Annotated in this window: 20 protein-coding genes, 1 tRNA gene and 1 pseudogene; 17 read left to right on the forward strand and 5 right to left on the reverse strand. The window is 52.0% G+C overall.

What is annotated here, in order from left to right; genetic code table 11:
- Nucleotides 1–33 precede the first annotated feature (33 nt).
- The 4 genes and pseudogenes from PPOP_RS18625 to PPOP_RS21400 form a co-directional block, all read left to right on the forward strand.
- On the forward strand, nt 34–1,104 hold the full coding sequence (locus PPOP_RS18625) for a GerMN domain-containing protein (protein WP_042230086.1): 1,071 nt from the start codon (nt 34–36) through the stop codon (nt 1,102–1,104).
- An 85-nt stretch (nt 1,105–1,189) separates the two neighbouring features.
- The gene (gene rph, locus PPOP_RS18630) at nt 1,190–1,963 is read left to right on the forward strand and encodes a ribonuclease PH (protein ID WP_042230088.1); all 774 of its coding nucleotides are present in this window, start codon (nt 1,190–1,192) and stop codon (nt 1,961–1,963) included.
- Complete coding sequence (locus PPOP_RS18635; protein WP_006288256.1) at nt 1,960–2,619, forward strand: XTP/dITP diphosphatase; 660 nt, start codon at nt 1,960–1,962, stop codon at nt 2,617–2,619. Before rph ends, PPOP_RS18635 begins: the two co-directional genes overlap by 4 nt.
- A gap of 55 nt (nt 2,620–2,674) precedes the next feature.
- A pseudogene (locus PPOP_RS21400) lies at nt 2,675–2,890 on the forward strand (PLP-dependent transferase); the annotation flags it as partial.
- Between the two features lie 43 nt (nt 2,891–2,933).
- Here PPOP_RS21400 and asnB read toward each other — a convergent pair.
- The gene (asnB, locus tag PPOP_RS18640; RefSeq protein WP_042230091.1) at nt 2,934–4,781 is read right to left on the reverse strand and encodes an asparagine synthase (glutamine-hydrolyzing); all 1,848 of its coding nucleotides are present in this window, start codon (nt 4,779–4,781) and stop codon (nt 2,934–2,936) included.
- A 197-nt stretch (nt 4,782–4,978) separates the two neighbouring features.
- Between asnB and PPOP_RS25265 the strand changes: the two genes are divergently transcribed.
- The 3 genes from PPOP_RS25265 to PPOP_RS23605 all read left to right on the forward strand — a co-directional run bounded on the left by PPOP_RS25265 (nt 4,979) and on the right by PPOP_RS23605 (nt 5,739).
- The gene (locus PPOP_RS25265) at nt 4,979–5,104 is read left to right on the forward strand and encodes a hypothetical protein (RefSeq protein ID WP_267879092.1); all 126 of its coding nucleotides are present in this window, start codon (nt 4,979–4,981) and stop codon (nt 5,102–5,104) included.
- Nucleotides 5,105–5,174: 70 nt separating this feature from the next.
- Nucleotides 5,175–5,522, forward strand: a complete 348-nt coding sequence (locus PPOP_RS18645) for a hypothetical protein (RefSeq protein ID WP_006288259.1) — start codon at nt 5,175–5,177, stop codon at nt 5,520–5,522.
- 76 nt (nt 5,523–5,598) lie between these two features.
- The gene (locus tag PPOP_RS23605) at nt 5,599–5,739 is read left to right on the forward strand and encodes a hypothetical protein (protein ID WP_006288260.1); all 141 of its coding nucleotides are present in this window, start codon (nt 5,599–5,601) and stop codon (nt 5,737–5,739) included.
- Between the two features lie 153 nt (nt 5,740–5,892).
- Here the strand turns inward: PPOP_RS23605 and PPOP_RS18650 are convergent, their stop codons facing one another.
- Together PPOP_RS18650 and PPOP_RS18655 are read right to left on the reverse strand one after the other, a co-directional pair.
- A complete protein-coding gene (locus PPOP_RS18650) occupies nt 5,893–6,633 on the reverse strand; it encodes a hypothetical protein (protein WP_042230094.1) in 741 nt (246 codons plus the stop codon).
- A 585-nt stretch (nt 6,634–7,218) separates the two neighbouring features.
- Nucleotides 7,219–7,295: transfer RNA gene (locus PPOP_RS18655), tRNA-Arg, on the reverse strand.
- Between the two features lie 468 nt (nt 7,296–7,763).
- Here PPOP_RS18655 and PPOP_RS18660 point away from each other — a divergent pair.
- From PPOP_RS18660 to ispG, 5 genes are all read left to right on the forward strand, one after another.
- Nucleotides 7,764–8,702, forward strand: a complete 939-nt coding sequence (locus PPOP_RS18660) for a hypothetical protein (protein WP_006288263.1) — start codon at nt 7,764–7,766, stop codon at nt 8,700–8,702.
- Nucleotides 8,703–8,908: 206 nt separating this feature from the next.
- Nucleotides 8,909–10,192: a trigger factor gene (gene tig, locus PPOP_RS18665; RefSeq protein WP_006288264.1), complete on the forward strand. Its 1,284-nt coding sequence runs from the start codon at nt 8,909–8,911 to the stop codon at nt 10,190–10,192.
- A gap of 341 nt (nt 10,193–10,533) precedes the next feature.
- Entirely contained in the window at nt 10,534–11,130 is a 597-nt protein-coding gene (gene clpP, locus PPOP_RS18670) for an ATP-dependent Clp endopeptidase proteolytic subunit ClpP (RefSeq protein ID WP_006288266.1), read from the forward strand.
- Between the two features lie 12 nt (nt 11,131–11,142).
- Complete coding sequence (gene clpX, locus PPOP_RS18675; protein WP_006288267.1) at nt 11,143–12,390, forward strand: ATP-dependent protease ATP-binding subunit ClpX; 1,248 nt, start codon at nt 11,143–11,145, stop codon at nt 12,388–12,390.
- Between the two features lie 41 nt (nt 12,391–12,431).
- Nucleotides 12,432–13,529 (forward strand): flavodoxin-dependent (E)-4-hydroxy-3-methylbut-2-enyl-diphosphate synthase, encoded by a 1,098-nt coding sequence (ispG, locus tag PPOP_RS18680; RefSeq protein ID WP_042230096.1) that lies wholly within the window; start codon nt 12,432–12,434, stop codon nt 13,527–13,529.
- Between the two features lie 62 nt (nt 13,530–13,591).
- Here ispG and PPOP_RS18685 read toward each other — a convergent pair whose 3' ends face one another.
- The gene (locus PPOP_RS18685) at nt 13,592–14,005 is read right to left on the reverse strand and encodes a bactofilin family protein (protein ID WP_042230099.1); all 414 of its coding nucleotides are present in this window, start codon (nt 14,003–14,005) and stop codon (nt 13,592–13,594) included.
- A 36-nt stretch (nt 14,006–14,041) separates the two neighbouring features.
- On the reverse strand, nt 14,042–15,058 hold the full coding sequence (locus tag PPOP_RS25390; RefSeq protein ID WP_042230101.1) for a M23 family metallopeptidase: 1,017 nt from the start codon (nt 15,056–15,058) through the stop codon (nt 14,042–14,044).
- 282 nt (nt 15,059–15,340) lie between these two features.
- On the opposite strand from PPOP_RS25390, the gene lonB reads away from it, so the two are divergent.
- From lonB to PPOP_RS18715, 5 genes are all read left to right on the forward strand, one after another.
- Nucleotides 15,341–17,071, forward strand: coding sequence for an ATP-dependent protease LonB (gene lonB, locus PPOP_RS18695; RefSeq protein WP_042230103.1), 1,731 nt, complete (start codon nt 15,341–15,343; stop codon nt 17,069–17,071).
- Nucleotides 17,072–17,160: 89 nt separating this feature from the next.
- Nucleotides 17,161–19,497 (forward strand): endopeptidase La, encoded by a 2,337-nt coding sequence (gene lon, locus PPOP_RS18700; RefSeq protein ID WP_042230107.1) that lies wholly within the window; start codon nt 17,161–17,163, stop codon nt 19,495–19,497.
- A 343-nt stretch (nt 19,498–19,840) separates the two neighbouring features.
- Nucleotides 19,841–20,497, forward strand: coding sequence for a hypothetical protein (locus tag PPOP_RS18705; protein ID WP_042230109.1), 657 nt, complete (start codon nt 19,841–19,843; stop codon nt 20,495–20,497).
- Nucleotides 20,498–20,632: 135 nt separating this feature from the next.
- On the forward strand, nt 20,633–21,217 hold the full coding sequence (locus PPOP_RS18710) for a hypothetical protein (RefSeq protein WP_006288274.1): 585 nt from the start codon (nt 20,633–20,635) through the stop codon (nt 21,215–21,217).
- Between the two features lie 57 nt (nt 21,218–21,274).
- On the forward strand, nt 21,275–21,673 hold the full coding sequence (locus PPOP_RS18715) for a hypothetical protein (protein ID WP_006288275.1): 399 nt from the start codon (nt 21,275–21,277) through the stop codon (nt 21,671–21,673).
- Nucleotides 21,674–21,944 lie beyond the last annotated feature (271 nt).

Raw genomic sequence — 21,944 nt, forward strand, 5'->3', positions numbered from 1 at the left:
TCCTGCAAGATCTTGAAGGAGGTTGTATCGCTCATGAGGCGGACAAGTGGTTGGCGGCAAGGAAGTCTGGCTGTAATACTGACACTCCCTTTTCTATTGAGTGCCTGTGGAGGCGGCGACGGGGCCATTGACAGGCCTCCGCCTGATATTGAAGCGAAGATGATGGCGGAAGCGGAAGGCAGAGCGGGTTCCCCCGGCACTGGTCTGACTGGGCAGGAGGATGCGCAGACGGACGCCAACCTGATGGTTTATCTGTGGGATCGGAACGGATATCTGGCTCCCATCTCTTACCAATGGGAGGCGGAGGATACGAAGGGTCTCGCGCAAGCCTCGCTTGAGTTGCTCGTGAAGCAGGGTCTGCACAGCGCCAAGCTTCCTGCCGGATTCGAAGCGGTACTGCCCCAAGGGACAGGCATTACAAATGTGACGTTGAAGCCGGATCAGAAGCTGGCGATTGTGGAACTGTCGAAGGAGTTCACCAATTATGACCCGGCAGAGGAACGGGGGATACTGGAAGCGATAACGTGGACGCTGACCTCGCTGCCGGACGTAGAGAACGTTCAACTGTGGATGGATTCGCATAAATTGAACGAAATGCCGAAAAACGGCATGCCACTGGATATCCCGTTGAACCGGCAGCTCGGAATCAATGTAGAGAAATCGGATTCGGTCAATTATTTGCGCTCCATGCCGGTGACCCTATATTTCTCAAGCTACAGCGAGGGGGGCAAGTCCTACTTCGTGCCCGTCACCCGCCTTGTTGAACCGTCGGACAATCCGATCGAAGCGACACTGGAGCAAATGATCGCCGGGCCGCTCAATCCGAAGACGCTGGAGCGGGTTGCTTCAGAGGAGACGACCGTCAGCGTGATTGCCCAGGAAGGCGATACGCTGACCGTCGATCTGGCCGATACGATGTTCGAGGCGGGCGAGCCGGTGCCGGCTGAGTTGTTGAAGGCCGTTGTTCTGTCGCTGACCGAGCGGGAGGGCATTGCCAAGGTGAGAATCAAGATGAACGGCAACGCGGATATTCAGGGGACCGATAAGAAAAACTATTCGGAGCCAGTGGCGCGCCCGGTCATTAATCCGGCCTGGAAAGGGTAGAACAGGTGATTTTCGCCAAGGTCTTTGATAAAATAAGAAAATGTTCCCTATCGGGCGACAGAGCAATGTCAGGAGGCATAAATTCATGAGAAGCAACGGACGACAGGCGGATGAGCTCCGCCCGATTACGATTCGGACGAATATGAATAAATTCGCGGAGGGCTCGGTCCTCATCGAAGTTGGCGACACGAGGGTCATGTGCACGGCGTCGATTGACGAGAAGGTTCCCCCGTTCATGAAAGGGCAGGGGAAGGGCTGGATTACGGCCGAATACTCGATGTTGCCCCGGGCGACACAGGTCCGCAATCAGCGGGAATCGGCCCGCGGCAAGCTGACGGGACGCACGATGGAGATACAGCGGCTGATTGGGCGCGCACTCCGCTCGGTCGTCGATCTGCATGCGTTGGGCGAACGCACCATCACGCTCGATTGCGATGTGCTGCAGGCGGACGGAGGCACGCGTACGACGTCGATTACCGGATCGTTCGTTGCAATGACGATGGCGGTCAACAAGATTGCAACCCAGCACAATCTGTCCAAGTTCCCGATTACCGATTTTTTGGGCTCGGTCAGCGTAGGCATCCTGCAAGGGAAGACGCTTCTCGACTTGAACTATGATGAGGATTCGACGGCCAAGGTCGATATGAACGTGGTCATGACCGGCAGCGGCAAGTTCGTGGAGGTGCAGGGCACAGGCGAGGATAGCCCATTCTCGCGTCAAGAGCTGAATGATCTGCTTGCTGTGGCGGAAAAGGGCATATTGGATATCGTCAAGCTGCAGAAAGAAGCGCTTGGACCGATCGCCAATAAAATTACCGCTCAAGCGCAAGCAGCCGGAGGAGAGACAGCGAAGGCATGAGTACAGGGGAAGCAATGATACCGCAGCAAGATACGATGATTATCGCGACACAGAACCAAGGCAAGCTGAAGGAATTTCGGCTTGCCTTCCAATCGATCGGCAAGCGTGTGTTAAGCATGGCCGATTACCCGCATCTTCCCGACATCGAGGAAAATGGCGACACGTTTACGGCCAATGCGCTGAAGAAGGCGAAGACGATGGCCGAGGCGCTGAATCTGCCGGTGCTGGCCGATGATTCCGGCCTGTGTGTCGAGCGGCTGGACGGGGCGCCGGGCGTCTACTCCGCCCGATACGCGGGTAGGCATGGGGATGACCAAGCCAACAATGCGAAGCTGCTGGCGGAGCTCGGGAAGCTTCCTTCGCTGGAAGCGGATGCTCCGGCCGGATGCCGCATTCTGAGTCCGGCCCGGTTCGTATGCGTCCTCGTCTTGTATGATCCGGCGCGGCAGTCCTTCGCCGAGGTCGCCGGCACCGTTGACGGCTATATTATCGACCAGCCTCGGGGCAATCATGGATTCGGCTATGATCCCCTCTTCTATCTCCCGGAGCTGGGGCGCACGATGGCCGAGCTGATACCGGAGGAGAAGGAGCGCATCAGCCATCGCGGCGCAGCCATCCGCCTGATGCTGGATAAGCTGCGCTACGGGATAGCCTGACGTTTGCAGCTAGGGACCAGCGGATATTTCGGATCGCATCGCTTGCTGCGATGCTGGCGGAACGTACAATCTGTTCTCGACGACGCTGAAGAAGCTCGGTATTCACGTCCGCTTCGTCGATCCGAGCGCTCCGGATCATTTCCGCAAGGCGATTACCGACAAGACGAAGGCGTTATTCGCCGAGAGCATCGGCAAAGCCAATCCGAATAAGCTGGATTCGGGCGATATAAAGACACACGCCGCGGGCGCGAGCCCGTTCGGCGTGTGTCTTTGTATGTTGCCGGGGAGCGAGAAGGCTGACGATAGACGTGCCGTTACCAGGCGACCCTTATGTTGTATTCGCGCAGCCAACTGTCCACTTGAAGCAAATAAGCAAACAATTGCGGGCCAGACATCAGCTGTCCGAACCAAGGAAGATGAGAGCTTGCTTCTTCGGATGCGGCGATTTCGCGGATTCGGTCCGCTTGAATAAACTGATGTAGCGGCGATGCCGGATCGTCGAGCCGCGCCAGTGCTTGGTGACGCACCGTCTGTAAGTAATTCGGATTATGTGTTTTCGGAAACGGACTTTTTTTCCGGTACAGCACATCGTCCGGCAGAACCCCCTCCAGCGCTTTGCGGAGGAGCCCTTTTTCCCGGCCGCCATACATCTTGATGCTCCATGGAATATTGTAGACGTACTCTACAAGCCGATGATCCGTATACGGGACGCGCACCTCCAGCCCCACTCCCATGCTCATCCGGTCCTTGCGGTCGAGCAGGGTCGGCATGAAGCGGGTAATATTGAGATAAGACATCACCCGCATCTTGGCAGCCTGCGCCACTTCTCCCGGCAGGGGGGGCGCTTCCCGCACTGCGTCGGCATATCGGTCCGCGACATATTCTTCGGCGTGAATCTGCTTCGCGACCTCTGGATGAAGGAGGCTGGCGCGGAACGGAGTCGCCAGCGCCCAAGGGAAGGTATCGGCGTTCAATGCATCTTCCCTGTGGAACCACGGATAGCCGCCGAACACTTCATCCGCCGCTTCACCGGACAAGGCTACGGTGGCGCCTTTCTTAATCTCCTCACAGAAGAGCAGCAGGGAGCCGTCGATTTCGGCCATTCCGGGCATATCGCGTACCCGCATCGCTTGCTGCAGCGAGTTGAACAGCTCCGGTGTATCGAACTGTATCCAATGGTGGGCCGTGCCGAGCGACTCGACCATGCGTTCAATCCATGGTGCGTCGGCATTGGGTTGAAACGCATGAGCTTTGAAAAATTTATCATTATCTACATAATCGACGGAATACGTATGAAGTCGGCCTAATCCGTGGCGTTCATAGTGGCGGACGGTCAAGGCCGTCAGCGCGCTGGAATCCAGGCCTCCAGAGAGGAAGGTGCAGACAGGCACGTCGGAGACGAGCTGGCGTTCCACGATGTCCTCCAGCAGCTCGCGGACCCGCTGCGCCGTCTCCTCGGCGGTTCCTTCATGCGGCATGCTCTGCAGCGTCCAGTACGCCTGAATGCGGACGCCGTCGCGGTCATAGCAGAGCGCATGCCCCGGGCGAAGCTCTGCCAGATCACGATATACCCCGTGTCCGGGTGTCCGGGCAGGGCCAATCATCCATACTTCAGCGACGCCTTCCGTGCTGAGCACGGCCTCAATATCCGGGTGGGCGAGCATCGTCTTAGGCTCCGACCCGAACAGGAGGAATCCATTCCCCCGAGCGTAGAACAGCGGCTTCACCCCGAGCCGATCCCGGGCCATGAACAGACGCTGCTCCGCCTCATCCCATATCGCGAACGCGAAAATGCCGTTCATCCGCTCTACGCAGCTGTCCTTCCATTCCTGATAAGCGACAAGCAGCACTTCCGTATCGCATTGGGTCCGGAAGCGGTAGCCGCGGCTGGCCAGTTCTTCTCTCAGTTCCTTCGAATTGTATAATTCCCCGTTATACGTAATGGCATAGGTCCCTTGTTCGGTGTAGCGAATCATCGGCTGAGCGCCATTTTCCGGATCAATGACGGACAATCTGCAGTGGCCAAGCGCACATGGACCGGAGATCCATGTTCCCTTGGCATCCGGTCCGCGTGCGGATAACGTTTCCGTCATATGCTCCAGGATGCCTGAATACTGCGTCAAGTCCCTTTTCCAATCGATCCATCCAGTAATTCCACACATGTAACGTTCATCCTCTCCGCATCAATCTCTCCCCGGAAGAATGATGAACCGGGTTCATCGGAAGATTGAGATAATAACATGGTTATGCGAAAAACAGCATAAGATGTATGTCCATCGGGAGAAGATAAAGAAAAACTCCAGAACATTGCTGGCGGTCATTGCGGCAGGAGGAGCTGGAGCAAGAAAGGGGGATAGCGGTGGAACGACGCACAATGTACGTGTCGGTCCAGCGGCGCACCATAGCTCAGACCCGGAAGCCGAAAGCTATCCAGGTGGATGCCAATGAGGAGGAGATTCAGCAGCTTCAGGGCTTGATGGATTAGAAACGGTGGATACGAAGCGGTTCATCGAGCAGCTACTTGATTCAGTTTAGAAACGACAGGAGGAAGCACGATGACATGGAAAGCGACCAAATTCCGGCGTCCGGTCGAAATTGACGGCCGCCTGTGCGCCGAGATCGGCATGATTCCGGCGGATGAGAACGCCACACCGGTGCTTGCTTATATCGCGCCCGTGCGCAACGGGGGCTATGAGCTGGTCCGGGCCGTGCAGAGCGATGCGGACGATAAGACGGATGGGTATGACAATCCGATGCATACTGCCTCTGAAGAATTCGCGGCCGAGGATTTCGGGACCGATACGCTGGGCGCGGCAGTGAACGGCAAGGAGTTGCTGCTGGATGCCGCCCTCGGCTCAGCGGAGGTCAGGGATGCCGTCGACCATCTGTTCCAGATGGAGTAACCGAACCCATTTACGGAGCGGGCGAACAGGAACATCCGGTTCGAGGGCGAGAACTGGAGAGGGAGGTGACAAGAAGATGGCAGGTTCCAAGGATAACAAAGGCAATAAGTATAATCAGCAGCCGAATCATGCCGATGCGGTAATCAATGCCAACCCGAAGCATCCGGCTCAGAAAAACCCGTGGGATGACAGCGGCAGAAAATCCGGCTACGAATAAAGATCATGTGCGCCCGGGACCCCAGCATGCAAGACGTGTGGACCCGGGCGTTCATTTTCCAAGAGTGATCGCTCCCAGCAGCAAACATGCTCCCGATACCAGTAGATCGTTATGTCGTCCTGAGCGGTGGCGGGCTTATTCTCCTTGAATTGTTTAGGAACACGTTTTACAAGGGCCCTCAATTAACGGGATACTCTGAACAAGCATGGTACCCTCAATATTTTCCGTCATAACTTTACCAACTCCACGAACAAATATTTCAGTCGTAAGTTCGCCTGCGAATATCACTTTTCGTTTGACCTTGGATAGTACAGTTATTCTTGGAGGAACCGGTTTCCAGGTATGTCCAACTGTAACGCCCAATAAAGCGCTTCTAGCCGTGGTCTTTGTGATTGTCCCTACTCTTGGTACGTAGTCAATGGTAACATATCCTTTAATCCAAAAAATCTTATTGTCATAAATAGTCTTTTCAAATGTCTCTGTTGCTAAATCAGTACTTCTCTTTGATATACGGGATGATTGCCCGGCTGCTTGGGCAGCCAACGTATGTATGCCGCCATGATGTATTTCAACCGTTCTATTCTGTGCCGATTGTTTTTGATCGTTCAAGAACGCCAATAAAGCGGCAAGTTCGTCTGGCGTTTGCACATAATAAACATATTCGTTCGCTTTTTCTTCACTTGTCATAGGTCTAACCTTCTTTCCAAATACAGCATATACTTGATCAAATGTTTGAAATTTCCCTTTATATCTTGTAAGATAAGTTGAAGGAACAACACTTTCCAAAGAATATTTCGTGTTTGGCATAGATGCATGTTCGGCAAATACGGAAGCTGATAACGAAAAACAAAGCGTAGTTGCAAGCAACAAGGACATCATTTTTTTGCTCCTCATCTTCTGAATTTCTCCTCTCATATGGTTTTTTTAGGAATTAACACCTAAAATATAACATTAAGTCTCTAGGATTGCCAACAAAAATTTCAAAAAAAGAGGGAATATTATGAATTTAATTACTCTCATCTTACCGTTTCTAGGATTAGCCTTCATTGGCTATGTTATTTATTTATTTATTTATCTCATTCACAAGGTACTCAAAAAACTAAAATAAGAGATAGCGCATGGCACAAACGTTGGCGCAAAATTTGTCCTTCCAACGGTGAGTGTTTGATTTCATATCCATAGAGATGGTTTGACGATGTAATAAATCGAGGGCGCTCTCCATATCGTAATCCAGCGGCGTGCGGCGGTTGCGCGTTTTCCTCTTATCGTTTGTTTTCTACTTCTCGGACCAGACACACGAAAAAACCTCCTACTTCATCTGTAGGAGGCTCGTTATATACCGCGTGGTGACCGACGGTGCCTAATCGAAGAGGTTCAACGTTCACCTCTTGTTAGTGGCGCAGACCGTTGGTCTATCGCTATGCCAACCGTTACATTCAATGTCTGACAATCGTTGATATAACGGTTTTTTTCGTAAACTGGCGTCCCAGGAGGGATTCGAACCCCCGACCGACGGCTTAGAAGGCCGTTGCTCTATCCAGCTGAGCTACTGGGACAAAAGAAAATAAACTGATTTTGCAACATTTATGATTCTAACAAAAATTCTCTTACCTTGCAACCATCAAACTGAAAAATTGAGAAAAAAATATGAATGAAGGCATATGCGATAACTAACTAAAATCCGTAACGATTTAGCCACATGATACGTATATAAGTAGACAGAACATTTGGAGAAGTCTTCACATGCGCCATATCTGTGCCGATGTTTACTCCCAGTATGTTTTGGCGCCAGCCGATTTGCACAGGCTGTTCATAAAGGGAAACGGGAAGGGGAAGTCTGAATAGAGTATCCGGCGGTATCCGGAATGCCCGTTGATTCCCGGTAGGGGGAGAACTGCACGGAGATATGGTATAATAGCTTATCGGCATGACGGATGCCGCCGCTCCCGTAATCCCGGATAACTCATACATAAGATCGATGGATGGCGATAGTAGTCGGCTTGATATAGAAAGAAGGTGCTTGCATGACGGACGATCAGATCCTGCCGGAAAAAAACAATGTCGTTCTGTTTCCGAAAACGCATGATTATTACCAAATCGAATTGACACGCATGCTGGAGTCCGAGCGTTACGGAGAAGCGATCGCGCTGCTCCGCTTCCTGTTGCAATGCGAAGGAGAGGATGATCAGATTAGAACGGAATGGAGCGCGCTGATGCACTGGTTAATAACGGCGTTTCCGGAAGCAGAGCGGGTTGCTGAAGAAGGCTTCCCAGAGTCGGGGCCTTGGGCCGAGAAAGTCGAGGACAGCGGAGAGACGGAACGGGAAATGCTTAAGCAGCAGATCCAGCAGAAGCTTCGAGCAGACAGTCAGTATATCGCAAGGCTCCTTGCCTCGCTGACCGAAGGCGATATGGATGATCGCAAGCTTCTTGTCCTGGAGCATCTGGCGGCAGCCGAGGATGATTCTATTGATCCTTCGCTACTTCGGATGCTGGAGCATGATCCGCTTCATCCGCTCTTGCAATTCAGCATTTTGCAGACGCTGAGGCGGCGGGGTATCGAAGGGGAGGTGTTTTTTACCCGCGGCCAGGAGCGCGTCGTCGTCGATATTGAAGCAACACCGCTCGATCTGGAGTCATACCCTCCGAATGCGGTTGCCCCGGCGGAGCGGGTGAACGAATCCGCGGCGGTGCGGGAGCCGTCGCTCGCCTATTTCGCATCCGAGATGTGGCAGCAATTCCTTAAGCTGATATACGGCACTTCGATGTACCGCAGCCTCTGCGAAGGGGATGAACGGGAAGCGGATGCGTGGGCGGCCGCGCTGCACCGGATCGTCGCCCGGCTGCTCCATATCGAAGAGGAGGAAGCGGAGGTCAAGACGATCTACGGACTGACCGGGGAGCTGCGGATAAGCTACGAGCGGGCGCTGCGGGCGATTACGCGATCACTGAGCGGGGAATAAGACACCTGATTCGGCGATTCGGCGGAGAATTTCATGTGGCGGCTGCGTTTTTATAAGAAGCTTGGGAAACATATCGTGGTACATAGGAAATGGCTGTAAGCATCGCCTTGAAAAACTTTTTGTAGTCGGCTATACTATAGTGGTTATTCTGGACGTATAATGGTACACTCTAGCCATGTGATTTTTTTTGGAGGGGAAGGCATAAAATGAAAGCAACCTGGGAAAAAATAGAGAAGAACGTTGGAGTATTGGAAGTGGAGGTCGACGCGGAGCGCGTGACGGCAGCGCTGGACCAAGCGTTTAGAAAAGTGTCCAAGCGAGTGAGCGTTCCTGGTTTCCGTAAAGGAAGAGTTCCTCGTCCGATTTTTGAAGCGAAATTTGGCGTGGAAAGCCTGTACCAGGACGCCATTGACATTATGCTTTCAGAGGCGTATACCCAAGCGGTAAAAGAAACCGACATCAAGCCGGTCGATCAGCCGGAAATCGAAGTGGAGCAAATCGGCAAAGGGCAAACGTTCAAATTCAAAGCGAAAGTAACCGTGAAGCCGGAAGTACAGCTTGGCGAGTACAAAGGCCTTGAAGTGGAAAAACAATCGGTAGAAGTGACAGAAGAAGAACTTGACGCTGAGTTGAAGCGCATGCAGGAACGCCAAGCAGAGCTGATCATCGTTGATGAGGATGTTGCCGCCAAAGGCGACAGCGTCGTTATTGACTTTGAAGGCTTTGTAGACGGGGAAGCATTCGAAGGCGGCAAGGCGGAGCGTTACACGCTTGAGTTGGGCTCCAGCAGCTTCATTCCAGGCTTCGAGGAGCAACTGATCGGCATGGGAACAGGCGATTTCAAGGATGTCGAAGTGACATTCCCTGAGGACTACCATGCAGAGAACCTGGCCGGCAAGCCAGCCGTATTCAAAGTAAAAGTGCATGAAATCAAGCGCAAGCAGTTGCCTGCACTTGACGATGAGTTCGCTAAAGACGTAAGTGAGTTCGACACGCTTGATGAATATAAGGCTGATCTGAAGCAGCAGCTTCTATCCCGCAAGGAAAAAGAAGTGGAAGGCGCACGCGAAGCGGCTGTCGTGGAAAAAGCGGCAGGGAACGCTGAAGTGGACATTCCGCGCGCGATGATCGAGAGCGAAATCCAGCATATGGTGAAGGATCTGGACAACCGCCTGCGGATGCAGGGCATGGACATCGATATGTTTCTGACGCTGTCCGGTCAGACGATTGCGGATCTGCGCGAGCAAATGCAAAAGGAAGCAGACAAGCGTGTAAAGAACAATCTCGTTCTGGAGCAAATCGCCAAGGAAGAGAACCTGTCCATCTCGGACGAAGAACTGTCTGCTGAATTGGATAAGATGGCCGGAACTTACAAGCGTACTGCTGAAGAAATTCGCGACATCCTTACCAAGAACGGTACGCTCGACAACCTGCGTGAAGAAGCATTGATCCGCAAGACGGTTGCATTTTTGGAACAAAACAGCAAATAAACGAATCATATACGATGGCGCAGCAATTTGCTGCTAACAGGATAAGGCACGCATGTTTATTTTTAGCGTGCCTTATTTTTTCTACTGTCGCTCTGTCTCTCTGTCTCTCCCATCATCGCTTCTTGGCATGCACGTAACGTTCCACTGTTCCTTATCGAGTGGTACATATTTAGAGGCAGTCTGACGCATGATGAACATAAGCTGTGCGGGTACATATACGGTTGCCGGGAATAGGCCCCGCTGCCATACATACACTAGTGGTAACTGCTGTGGAAATGACATCTTGTTCAGAAAATGATAATATAGAAATGTGTAGCTTTGTAAAGAAAAGAGGCGGTACCATGAATTTAATCCCGATGGTCATCGAACAGACAAATCGCGGCGAACGCTCTTACGATATTTACTCGCGCCTGTTGAAGGATCGCATTATTTTTCTGGGAAGCGCCATTGACGATGATGTGGCCAATAGTGTCATCGCGCAGATGCTTTTCCTCCAGGCAGACGATCCAGAGAAGGATATTCATCTCTATATCAATTCTCCGGGCGGTTCCGTTACGGCGGGAATGGCGATTTACGATACGATGCAGCACATTAAGCCGGATATATCCACCATCTGCGTCGGTTTGGCGGCCAGCATGGGCTCGCTACTGCTGACGGCAGGAGCGCCAGGCAAGCGCATCGCGCTGCCGAATAGCGAGATTATGATTCACCAGCCTCTGGGAGGCGTCCGCGGGCAAGCGTCCGACATCAAGATCCATGCCGACTGGATTATTAAGACCAGGCAGAAGCTGAACCAGATCTATGTAGATCGAACCGGGCAACCGTATAAAAAAATCGAACGAGATACCGACCGCGACTACTTCATGAGTGCGGATGAAGCGAAGGCATATGGTCTTGTAGACAGCGTTCTGCATCCGGGTACTCCGGGTTTGAAGTAAAGGGGGATAGGAATGTTCAAATTTAACGAGGAGAAGGGCCAATTGAAGTGTTCTTTTTGTGGCAAGTCTCAGGAGCAAGTGCGCAAGCTGGTCGCGGGACCAGGCGTATATATATGTGACGAGTGCATCGAGCTGTGCACGGAGATCGTGGAGGAAGAGCTCGGTCACGAGGAAGAGGTCGATCTGAAAGACATTCCGAAGCCGAAGGAGATCCGCGCGATTCTGGATCAATATGTCATTGGCCAGGATCAGGCGAAGAAATCGTTATCGGTTGCTGTGTACAATCACTACAAACGAATCAACAGCCAGAACAAAACCGAGGATGTGGAGCTACAGAAGAGCAACATACTGCTAGTCGGACCAACCGGATCCGGGAAGACCCTGCTTGCGCAGACGATGGCCAAAATTTTGAATGTGCCGTTTGCGATTGCGGATGCGACGTCGCTGACCGAAGCCGGTTATGTCGGCGAAGATGTCGAGAACATTTTACTGAAGCTGATTCAGGCTGCGGACTATGATGTTGAGAAGGCGGAGCGGGGCATCATTTATATCGACGAGATTGACAAGGTGGCGCGCAAGTCCGAGAACCCTTCGATCACGAGAGATGTGTCCGGGGAAGGCGTACAGCAGGCGCTCCTCAAGATTTTGGAAGGAACGGTTGCCTCAGTGCCTCCTCAAGGCGGACGCAAGCATCCGCATCAAGAGTTCATCCAGATCGACACGACGAATATTCTGTTCATTTGCGGCGGCGCGTTTGACGGGCTGGAGCAAATTATTAAGCGCCGTGTCGGCAAGAAGATTATTGGCTTCAATGCAGACGGCATTCAGAAGGATCTGAAGGCGGGCGAATACTTGACGTTGACGCTTCCGGAAGATCTGCTCAAATTCGGTCTCATTCCGGAATTCGTCGGCCGCTTGCCGGTCATCTCGACCTTGGAGCCATTGGATGAGAATACACTGGTCCGCATCTTGAGCGAGCCGAAGAATGCGTTGACGAAGCAGTATCAGAAGTTGCTGGAGATGGACAACGTGAAGCTCGAATTCGAGCCGAGCGCGCTGGAAGCGATTGCTCTGGAAGCGATCAAGCGGAAAACGGGGGCACGCGGACTCCGTGCCATTATCGAAGGCATCATGCTCGACGTCATGTACGAAGTGCCGTCGCGGGATGATATTACGACCTGCGTCATTACAGAGCAAGTCGTGCGCGAACGAATGATTCCGGAACTGTCGACGGATAAGAAGCAGGAGGAAAGCGCCTAATCGGCGCTTTTCCGTCCGTTTCCGGCATGGGAGAGAATGATATGTATTTGCGATATCAGACAAGACCTGTACAAGTAGGCAACGTAACGATTGGCGGTAGCAATGACGTCATCATCCAAAGCATGTGCACCACGAAGACGGCGGATGTTGAGGCAACCGCAGCCGAGATTCACCGGCTGGAAGAAGCGGGATGTCAGCTCGTGCGCGTCACGGTGAACAATGAAGAAGCGGCGGAAGCGATTAAGGAGATCAAGAAGCAGATCTCGATTCCGCTTGTCGCCGATATTCACTTCGACTATCGTCTGGCGTTGAAGGCGATTGAGAACGGGATCGACAAGGTCCGCATCAATCCGGGCAATATCGGCCGACGTCACAAAGTCGAAGCCGTCGTCAAAGCATGCAAAGAACGGGGAATTCCGATCCGGATTGGCGTCAATGCTGGTTCATTGGAACATCATTTGTTGGAGAAATACGGGTATCCAACGCCTGAAGCGATGGTCGAGAGCGCACTGTTTCATATCGGAATTTTGGAAGAACTGGATTTTCACGATATTATCGTATCGCTCAAGGCTTCGGATGTGCCGTTGGCTATTGCCGCTTACACGAAGGCTGCGGAAGTCATTCCTTATCCCCTTCATCTGGGAATTACGGAAGCTGGAACACTCTTCTCCGGAACGATCAAGAGCGCTGCCGGTCTCGGCGCGCTGCTCTCGCTGGGCATCGGCTCTACCGTTCGCGTCAGCCTCAGCGCTGATCCGGTTGAGGAAGTGAAGGTTGTCCGCGAATTGCTTAAATCGTTCGGACTTATCTCGAATGCGGCGACGCTGGTCTCTTGTCCGACCTGTGGACGTCTGGACATCGATCTGTTCTCGATTGCCAATGAAGTCGAAGAATATATATCGAAGATTAAGGTACCGATCAAAGTATCGGTGCTTGGATGCGCCGTCAACGGGCCGGGTGAGGCTCGCGAGGCGGATATCGGCATTGCCGGCGCGCGCGGCGAGGGATTGTTATTCCGGTACGGTGAGATGATCCGCAAAGTGCCTGAATCGGAAATGGTCGCGGAATTGAAAAAGGAAATCGATCAAATTGTCGCAGAGTACGAGCGGACCGGTCAGATTCCGGGGCGCAAGCATTAAGCAAATCTATGGATAGAGAAGCCGGGGCATTGTTGCGCCGGCTTCTTATTCGTATGTAAGGACTAGACGCCGTTCTCGCTGGCAGGCACCGCTGCGCTGCTGTCGTGTGGAACGGAAGCGGAGTTCTTCTTCGCTTCGCCCATAGAGCTCGTGCCATTGAATTGCCCGCCGTCCTTAATAATGAATGCGGTGCACGTTGCATTGCCGTTCAGTTGCCCGGTCGATTCGATAACAAGGGAGCCGGAGGCGGTTACATCGCCCGTCAGTGAGCCGGCGATCATGACGCTCCCTCCTTCCACGTCAGCGTATACAACGCCCGACTCTCCGATCGTAACATTGCGGCTGCAGCGGATCGAGCCGCGAATAGTGCCCTCTATCCGTAGATCGGTCTCGCAATCTACCGTTCCTTCCAATGTGGTCGCCTGACCGATTAACGTATCTGTGCCAGGCGGTCTTTTTTCATTTCTGGAAAACATGTCTCTGCTCCTCTCTTCGCTTTTTTTTATTTTTCTTTACTTTTCTCCAGAACCGACATAGATGGCGGGATCGACCGCCTCTTCGCCTTGGCGGACCTCGAAATGCAAGTGAGCGCCGGTGCTTCTGCCGGTCGAGCCCATCTTGCCGATCACCTGACCTTTACTGACCAGCTCTCCGGTACGAATGCTGCGTTCGCTGAGATGGAGGTAGCGGGTCGTTAGCGATGAACCGTGATCGATGATAAGGTAGTTGCCCTTCATCATGTCGTAATTCGAGGCGATAACTTTGCCGTCTGCTGCGGCGTAGACGGGATCCCCCATGTCCCCTCCGATATCAAGCCCGGCATGGAACGCGCTGCTTCCATGGAATGGGTCGGAGCGGCCGCCGAATCGGGACGTAATATAGGTGCTGTCCGTCGGCCAGAAGGTAGGGGTAGAATTGAGCCGCTGCTTGAATGTCTCCGCTTGCGCCAACAGAGCGGGCATCGTCGTCATCCAGCCTTTCCATGTCGCTTCCATCCGGCGTAGCTGCTGATGCGTATCAGCCACGGTATTCGATGGCGCCGTTAGCGGATGAAGGCGAAGATCGGGAGGTGCGTCATCGGACAGCGCCTGAATATATTCACCGCCGACGGGAAGTCGGCCGGCTTCGCCCAGCGAGTAGGTCTTGCCGGAGGAAGAGCCTTCCGCGGACGGTATCGCTTCACCCGAGGCGCGCAAGTAGTGCTGCAGCTGCAGTTCCCACTGCGCCACTTGATCCATTCGATCCTTCATCTGGTTCGATTCGGTCATCAGTGCCGATAATTGGCGGCGGGAGGTTGCAAGCTGCTCCTGCTTCTCCGTTATCTCCGATTCCAGCTTCGCCTGCTGCGCGCGTATGGTGTTCAACGACGCCGTCTGGGCGATGACAAGAGTTATCGCTGCCGTGATCGATACCATGATCGCGATGCCGGCAACCGTGATGAGCAGCGCTGGAATACTGAACTGAACTGCCGGTCGGTCAGCCCCGCGAATCAGCATCCATGTCCAACGCTTGCTGCGCTTCATAGCCATATTGCCATAGCCTCCTGAGATGGATATAGAAAATCGGGAAAACGGAACGCTCTCCATATAACACTCCTATTGTACATGAGGCGTAGTAAAAAGTAACCAACTTCTTGGAAAATTTTCATGATTGTTCACGATATATACGAATATTTGTCTTTCAGGGCGCTTATCATTTCTCATTCCCTCTTCAGCGGCCACTTATAATGCACCCGGCAAAGGGTAATACTACCAAGTATTGAACTTTACCGGATTTCTTGCGCCATGGGGCCGCTACGGGAGGATGAAACGATGAACGTAAGTATTATTTTGATGTTGATTAACGCGTTTTTTGCCGTTGTAATCGGGATATATTTCTGGAATCTGCTGCGGAACCAGAAGGGCAACCGGACGGCTGTCGACCGCGAATCGAAAAAGGAGATGGATAAGCTGAATAAGCTGCGCTCCATTTCGCTGACCAAGCCGTTGACGGAGAAGACGAGACCGACCTCGCTGAACGATATCGTCGGACAGCGTGACGGATTGAAGGCGCTCAAAGCCGCGCTGTGCAGCTCCAATCCCCAGCATGTCATCGTGTACGGCCCGCCCGGCGTCGGGAAGACGGCGGCGGCCCGCGTCGTGCTGGAGGAGGCAAAAAAGAATCCAAGCTCTCCATTTACGAAGGAAGCCAAATTCACGGAGATCGATGCGACGACCGCCCGGTTCGACGAGCGGGGAATCGCCGATCCGCTGATCGGTTCCGTTCATGACCCGATCTATCAGGGAGCTGGAGCGATGGGCGTCGCCGGCATTCCCCAGCCGAAGCCGGGCGCGGTTACGAAGGCGCATGGGGGCATGCTGTTCATCGATGAGATCGGCGAGCTGCATCCCATTCAGATGAACAAGCTGCTGAAGGTGCTGGAGGATCGGAAAGTGTTTCTGGAAAGCGCCTATTATCATTCGGAGGATTCCAATATTCCGACTTATATCCATGATATATTTCAAAACGGCCTTCCGGCCGATTTCCGCCTCGTCGGCGCAACGACGCGTTCACCGCAGGAGCTGCCTCCTGCGCTGCGTTCGCGTTGCATGGAGGTCTATTTCCGCCCGCTGTTGCCTGCGGAAATTGAATCGATTGCCGAGCATGCGATGCGCAAAATCGGATTTCCGCCGTCCGAAGCTGCGGTCAATATGGTGAAGCGCTATGCCACGAACGGTCGGGAAGCGGTTAACATGATCCAGCTCGCAGCGGGACTGGCGATATCGGAGGGACGCTCGGCCATTGAAGGCGCCGATGTGGAATGGGTCGCGAACAGCAGCCAGATTCCGCCGCGTCCGGACCGGAAGGTGCCTTCTGAGCCGCAGATTGGCCTGGTGAATGGGTTGGCCGTCTACGGGCCGAGCATGGGCGCGCTGCTGGAGATCGAGGTGAATGCGATTCGGGTCAAAAACGGCGCCGGCACCTATACGATTACCGGCGTTGTCGATGAAGAGGAGCTGGGTGGCGGAAGCCGAACCCTGCGCCGCAAAAGCATGGCCAAAGGCTCGGTGGAAAATGTGCTTACGGTGCTGTGCAGCCTTGGCTACGAACCGTCCAATTACAATTTGCATATCAATTTCCCAGGAGGATCGCCGGTTGACGGCCCGTCGGCCGGGGTAGCGATGGTCGTCGCTATCGCGTCCTCGATGAACCAGTGGCCGGTAGACAACAAATTGGCGATGACCGGGGAGATTAGCATCCATGGCCGGGTCAAGCCGGTTGGCGGCGTACTGGCGAAGGTGGAAGCAGCCTTCCAGGCAGGGGCGACACGCGTGCTTATCCCGAAGGAGAATTGGATGGAAATATTCACCAAGCTGGAGGGGGGGCTGCAGGTCGTTCCGATCGAGCATGTGGACGAAGCATTCGCTCACACCTTCGGCCATGTGATGGAAGAAGGGACGCATGCCGTGGCGAAGCCTTATGAACGGGCAGCGGGGGCGGCGATGCCGCTGCTTCATGCGGAAGCGTCCGAGAAAGGAGCCCATCCTGAATCGAAGGGATGAGGACAGGAAGTTGGAGTTTTGCTTGAACATTTGATAAAATATTGGTTACATGTGAATTTACAACAAGTATAACCATGGGGGTGCGATCGATGGGGCTCAAACCTATAAAAAGTCGGCGTCTGCCTCTTCTGCCGTTGAGAGGATTGCTCGTATACCCGAGCATGGTGCTTCATCTTGATGTCGGGCGTGACAAATCGGTCAAGGCGCTAGAGCAGGCCATGATGGAGGATCAGATGCTGCTGCTGTGCTCCCAGGCCGAGGTGAGCATCGAAGAGCCGTCTCAGGAAGACATCTTTCGCATTGGAACGATAGCCAAGGTGCGCCAAATGCTGCGTCTGCCGAACAGCACCATCCGGGTGCTGGTCGAAGGCGTGGAGCGTGCGGAAATCGCAGAATATGTGCCGAATGACGAATATTACGAGGTCAACGCGATTCCGCTGCATGATGAAGATCATGATCCTTCATCCGAGACGGAAGCCTTGATGCGGATGGTATTGACGCAGTTCGAGGACTATGTCCACATGTCGAAGAAAGTAACGCCGGAGACGCTGTCGGCCGTGACCGATATCGCGGAGCCGGGGCGTCTGGCCGATGTCATCGCCAGTCATCTCCCGTTGAAGATGAAGGATAAGCAGGAACTGCTTGAGACCGTCTCTGCCGCCGAGAGGTTGAACAAGCTGCTCCACATGCTGAACAACGAGAGCGAAGTGCTTGAACTGGAAAAAAAGATCAACCAGCGCGTAAAGAAGCAGATGGAGAAGACACAGAAGGAATATTATTTGCGGGAGCAGATGAAGGCGATTCAGAAGGAGCTCGGCGACAAGGAAGGGCGTGCCGGCGAGATCGAGGAGTTGCGTTCGCAGTTGGCTGAACTGGAAGCTCCCGATAAGGTGAAGGACAAAATCCAGAAGGAAATCGATCGACTGGAGAAGATGCCTTCCACTTCGGCGGAAGGATCGGTAATCCGCAACTATATTGACTGGTTATTCCTTATTCCATGGTCCAAGCGCACGGAAGACGATCTTGATCTCCACAAGGCGGAATCCATCTTGGATGAAGATCATTACGGGCTCGACAAGCCGAAGGAGCGGGTGCTGGAGTATTTGGCCGTGCAGAAGATGGTGAAGCGGATGAAGGGTCCGATCTTGTGTCTGGTCGGCCCTCCGGGTGTCGGGAAGACCTCGCTTGCCCGCTCCATCGCCAAGTCGCTCGGGCGCCAGTTCATTCGCATCTCGCTGGGCGGTGTGCGCGATGAAGCGGAAATCCGCGGCCATCGGCGCACCTATGTGGGCGCGATGCCGGGACGCATCGTGCAGGCAATGAAGAATGCAGGGACGATGAACCCGGTCCTGCTGCTGGACGAGATCGACAAGATGGCTTCCGATTTCCGCGGAGATCCGGCTTCCGCGCTGCTGGAAGTACTGGATCCGGAGCAGAACAATGCGTTCAGCGATCACTTTGTCGAACTGCCGGTCGATTTGTCTCATGTCATGTTCGTAACGACGGCCAATGCCGTACATAATATTCCGCGTCCGCTGCTGGATCGGATGGAGATGATTTCGCTTTCGGGATATACTGAACTGGAGAAACTCGAGATAGCGTCCCGCCATCTGCTGCCGAAGCAGAAGCGGGAGCATGGGTTAGAGGACGGGCAGTTGCATGTTGAAGAAGGGGGCGTGCGCCAGGTCATCCGGGAATATACCCGGGAAGCGGGCGTAAGGCAGCTGGAGCAGCAGTTAGCCGCGCTGTGCCGTAAAGCGGCGCGGATGATCGTATCGGACGGCATCACGGAAGTGACGATTCAAGCCCATGAGCTAACCGACTACTTGGGCGTTCCCAAATATCGTTATGGCCTGGCGGAGCAGTATAATCAGGTGGGGACGGTCACCGGACTCGCCTGGACCGAGGTTGGCGGTGACACGCTTCATGTCGAAGTGAGCGTCGTGCCAGGCACCGGCAAGCTGCTGCTGACCGGCAAGTTGGGTGACGTGATGAAGGAATCTGCCCAGGCGGCGTTCAGCTACATCCGTTCCAGAGCCGCTGAATTTCATCTGGAATCCGATTTCCATGAGAAGGCCGACATTCATATTCACGTGCCCGAAGGAGCGATTCCGAAGGACGGCCCGTCGGCGGGGATTACGATGGCAACGGCTCTCGTCTCGGCGCTGACGAACCGCTATGTCTCGAAGGATGTAGCGATGACCGGGGAGATTACGCTCCGCGGCCGGGTTCTCCCGATCGGCGGCTTGAAGGAGAAGTCGCTTGCCGCTTTGCGTGCCGGCATTAAGACCGTTATTTATCCCGCCGAAAATAAGCGGGACTTAAACGATATACCGGAGAGTGTCCGCCAGGAGATGACATTCATACCAGCGGCGCACATGGATGAAGTGCTGCAGCATGCCTTGCTGGAGCACAAAGTTAGTTAGCGATGAACGCCTATTTATCCTGATTGATGAATAGTCGAATATAGACGATCACACCATCACGTACCGTCCGGCACCGATCCGGACGGTATTTTTCTGAGTGACGGATGCTGCTGGAGGATTTCCAGCTTGCTTCGCTCGAGTATGCTAAGATGAGTATAGCTCATGATGGATTCTCCTTGTGTGAATGGGGTGTGAGAACTTTCATTCTACACGAATCCAGCCATGAGCCATTTGTTTTTTATTTCCAGATGGTGTCGCATTTCATTTTACAATCTATCTTAGTCATGGTATATTTAAACATGGAAACTAGAGCCAAAATTTGATGAAAAGGGAGAAATAGAAAATGAAAAAAAATAGGCGTACTGCCTCAATATTTCTTGCATTTTTGATGTTTTTCCTCACAGCATCACATACCTATGCTTCGAACGCCTACATAGACAATGACACACAAATGCAACATGCGCAACAAATGTATCATCAACAAACTTTTGATGATACTAATAGTAATGATTTGTCAAAGAGAGAGAAAAGAGTTGTACCGGCAATTCCTTGGATAGGATTAGGAGCTGCAGAACTGTTAAAATGGCTTGGTGCAACGGCTGTGCTTACAACTTTAGCTAACGAAGCTTTTACATTAGCTACAGATATAGCAGATGCATTGAGCAATAGCGATAAGGAAGAAAAACCGCAATACTTTAGAGCTGCAGTTCAATACGAATTGTATGTTGGGGGTCCATTAACATTTAGTGAAGCTAAGCAGTGGTTAAGTAAAAACAAACATACTTCGGTGTGGTCCCCAAGTAAAGAAGCGGCAAAACAATTAGCAGCATCATTTGGTGGGGAACCCGATAAACCTGAAAATCATTATGAGTCAGGGTATAGGGGAACGTATTATTATTGGCATTATCATGCTCCGGGAAGAGCAACCGGTCACATTTTTTATGGCACAGAACGTAAAGAAGGAAAAAAAAGGAACCCACATTGGAGATCTCAAGGATAGTAAGGGCAAATAAACAGAAAGTAAGCGTTTATGTTCACCTTTCTTACAAAGGGTTGCCCGTAAAATGATGGGCTAGTTCAAATTACTTATTGGCTCTAGTTTCCTAGTTTAAAAATAAGAAGGAGATGATTGTAGATGCAGCTTGATATAAATAAACTGTATGAAACATACCTGGATTTACATATCCCTAATCCGTTTACGTTAGCACAAATCGGCGAAAGATTAATAAAACAATACGCGGCAACACAAATAACCAAAGAAAAATTTATTGAATTATATGACCCTAGTTTCCCTAAAGATCCCTATGCAGATTTTCATACTGTCGCTACCGTCTATATTTTTCGTGATGAAGAAGGAATGAAAAAACTGCTTACCCTTGACTCCCCCGATGAAAAAAAATCATTTTACGAAGATATTAACATTTATCATAGCTGTAATCTTATACTTAATTCAGAAGATCAAGTCTATGTGTCAGGTGGAACCACACAAATAGGAACAAAATTATTATGTCTTGAAACAGATATCTTTTGGGGAGTGGATGAGGAAGAGGCAGTTCTAGGAAACGTAAGATTTGAAAGCTACTTAAAAGCATTATACTTAGTTGGATATATACAATTTGAAAATGATCCACTCATTGAAAAAGCTCGTCAACGATATAGGGAAGGTTACCGGTTACAAAGGTTTGGGACTCAAACCGGTAACAATACAAAATTTCTGTAAAATGGGTTCGAAGTTTTTATGTTACATGATAAAAAAAGAAGATGGAGATGATTTTATATGCAGCTTGATATAAATAAACTGTATGAAAAGTACCTGACTCTACATATCCCTAATCCGTTTACGCTAGCACAAATCGGCGCAAGATTAATAAAACAATATGCGGCAAAACAAATAACCAAACATAAATTTATTGAATGTTATGACCCTAGTTTCCCTAAAGACCCTTATGCAGATTTTCATACTGTCGTTACCGTTTATATTTTTCGTGATCAAGAAGGAATGAAAAAACTGCTTACCCTTGATTCCCCCGATGAGAAAATATCTTTTTACAAAAATATTAACAGGCCTTATAGACATGGCTGTAATCTTATACTTAATTCAGATGATTGTTTTTGGCAATCGAAAAGTGCCGAGTTTTGCAGCCAAGCAATTTTATCAATATACAGCAACAAGTAAGGTTTATGCATAGGTTTGACATGGAGCCTCTATGGGCATGATTCCCTGCGAAGGGGCGAAGCCACAGGCTTCGCAGAGACCAGTAAGCCTATCATGCCCATCACTCCATATCAAACCAGGCTACTTTTACTGCATAAGCAATTGCTGCAAAACTGAGCACATCTACCCTGCAACAAACAGATGATCAAGTATATATGTCAGGTGGCACAACACAAATAGGCACAAAATTATTATCCCTTGAAACAAAAATCTTTATGGGAATTGATGAAGA

This window comes from Paenibacillus popilliae ATCC 14706 (genome assembly GCF_000315235.1).
Taxonomy (GTDB): domain Bacteria; phylum Bacillota; class Bacilli; order Paenibacillales; family Paenibacillaceae; genus Paenibacillus_B; species Paenibacillus_B popilliae.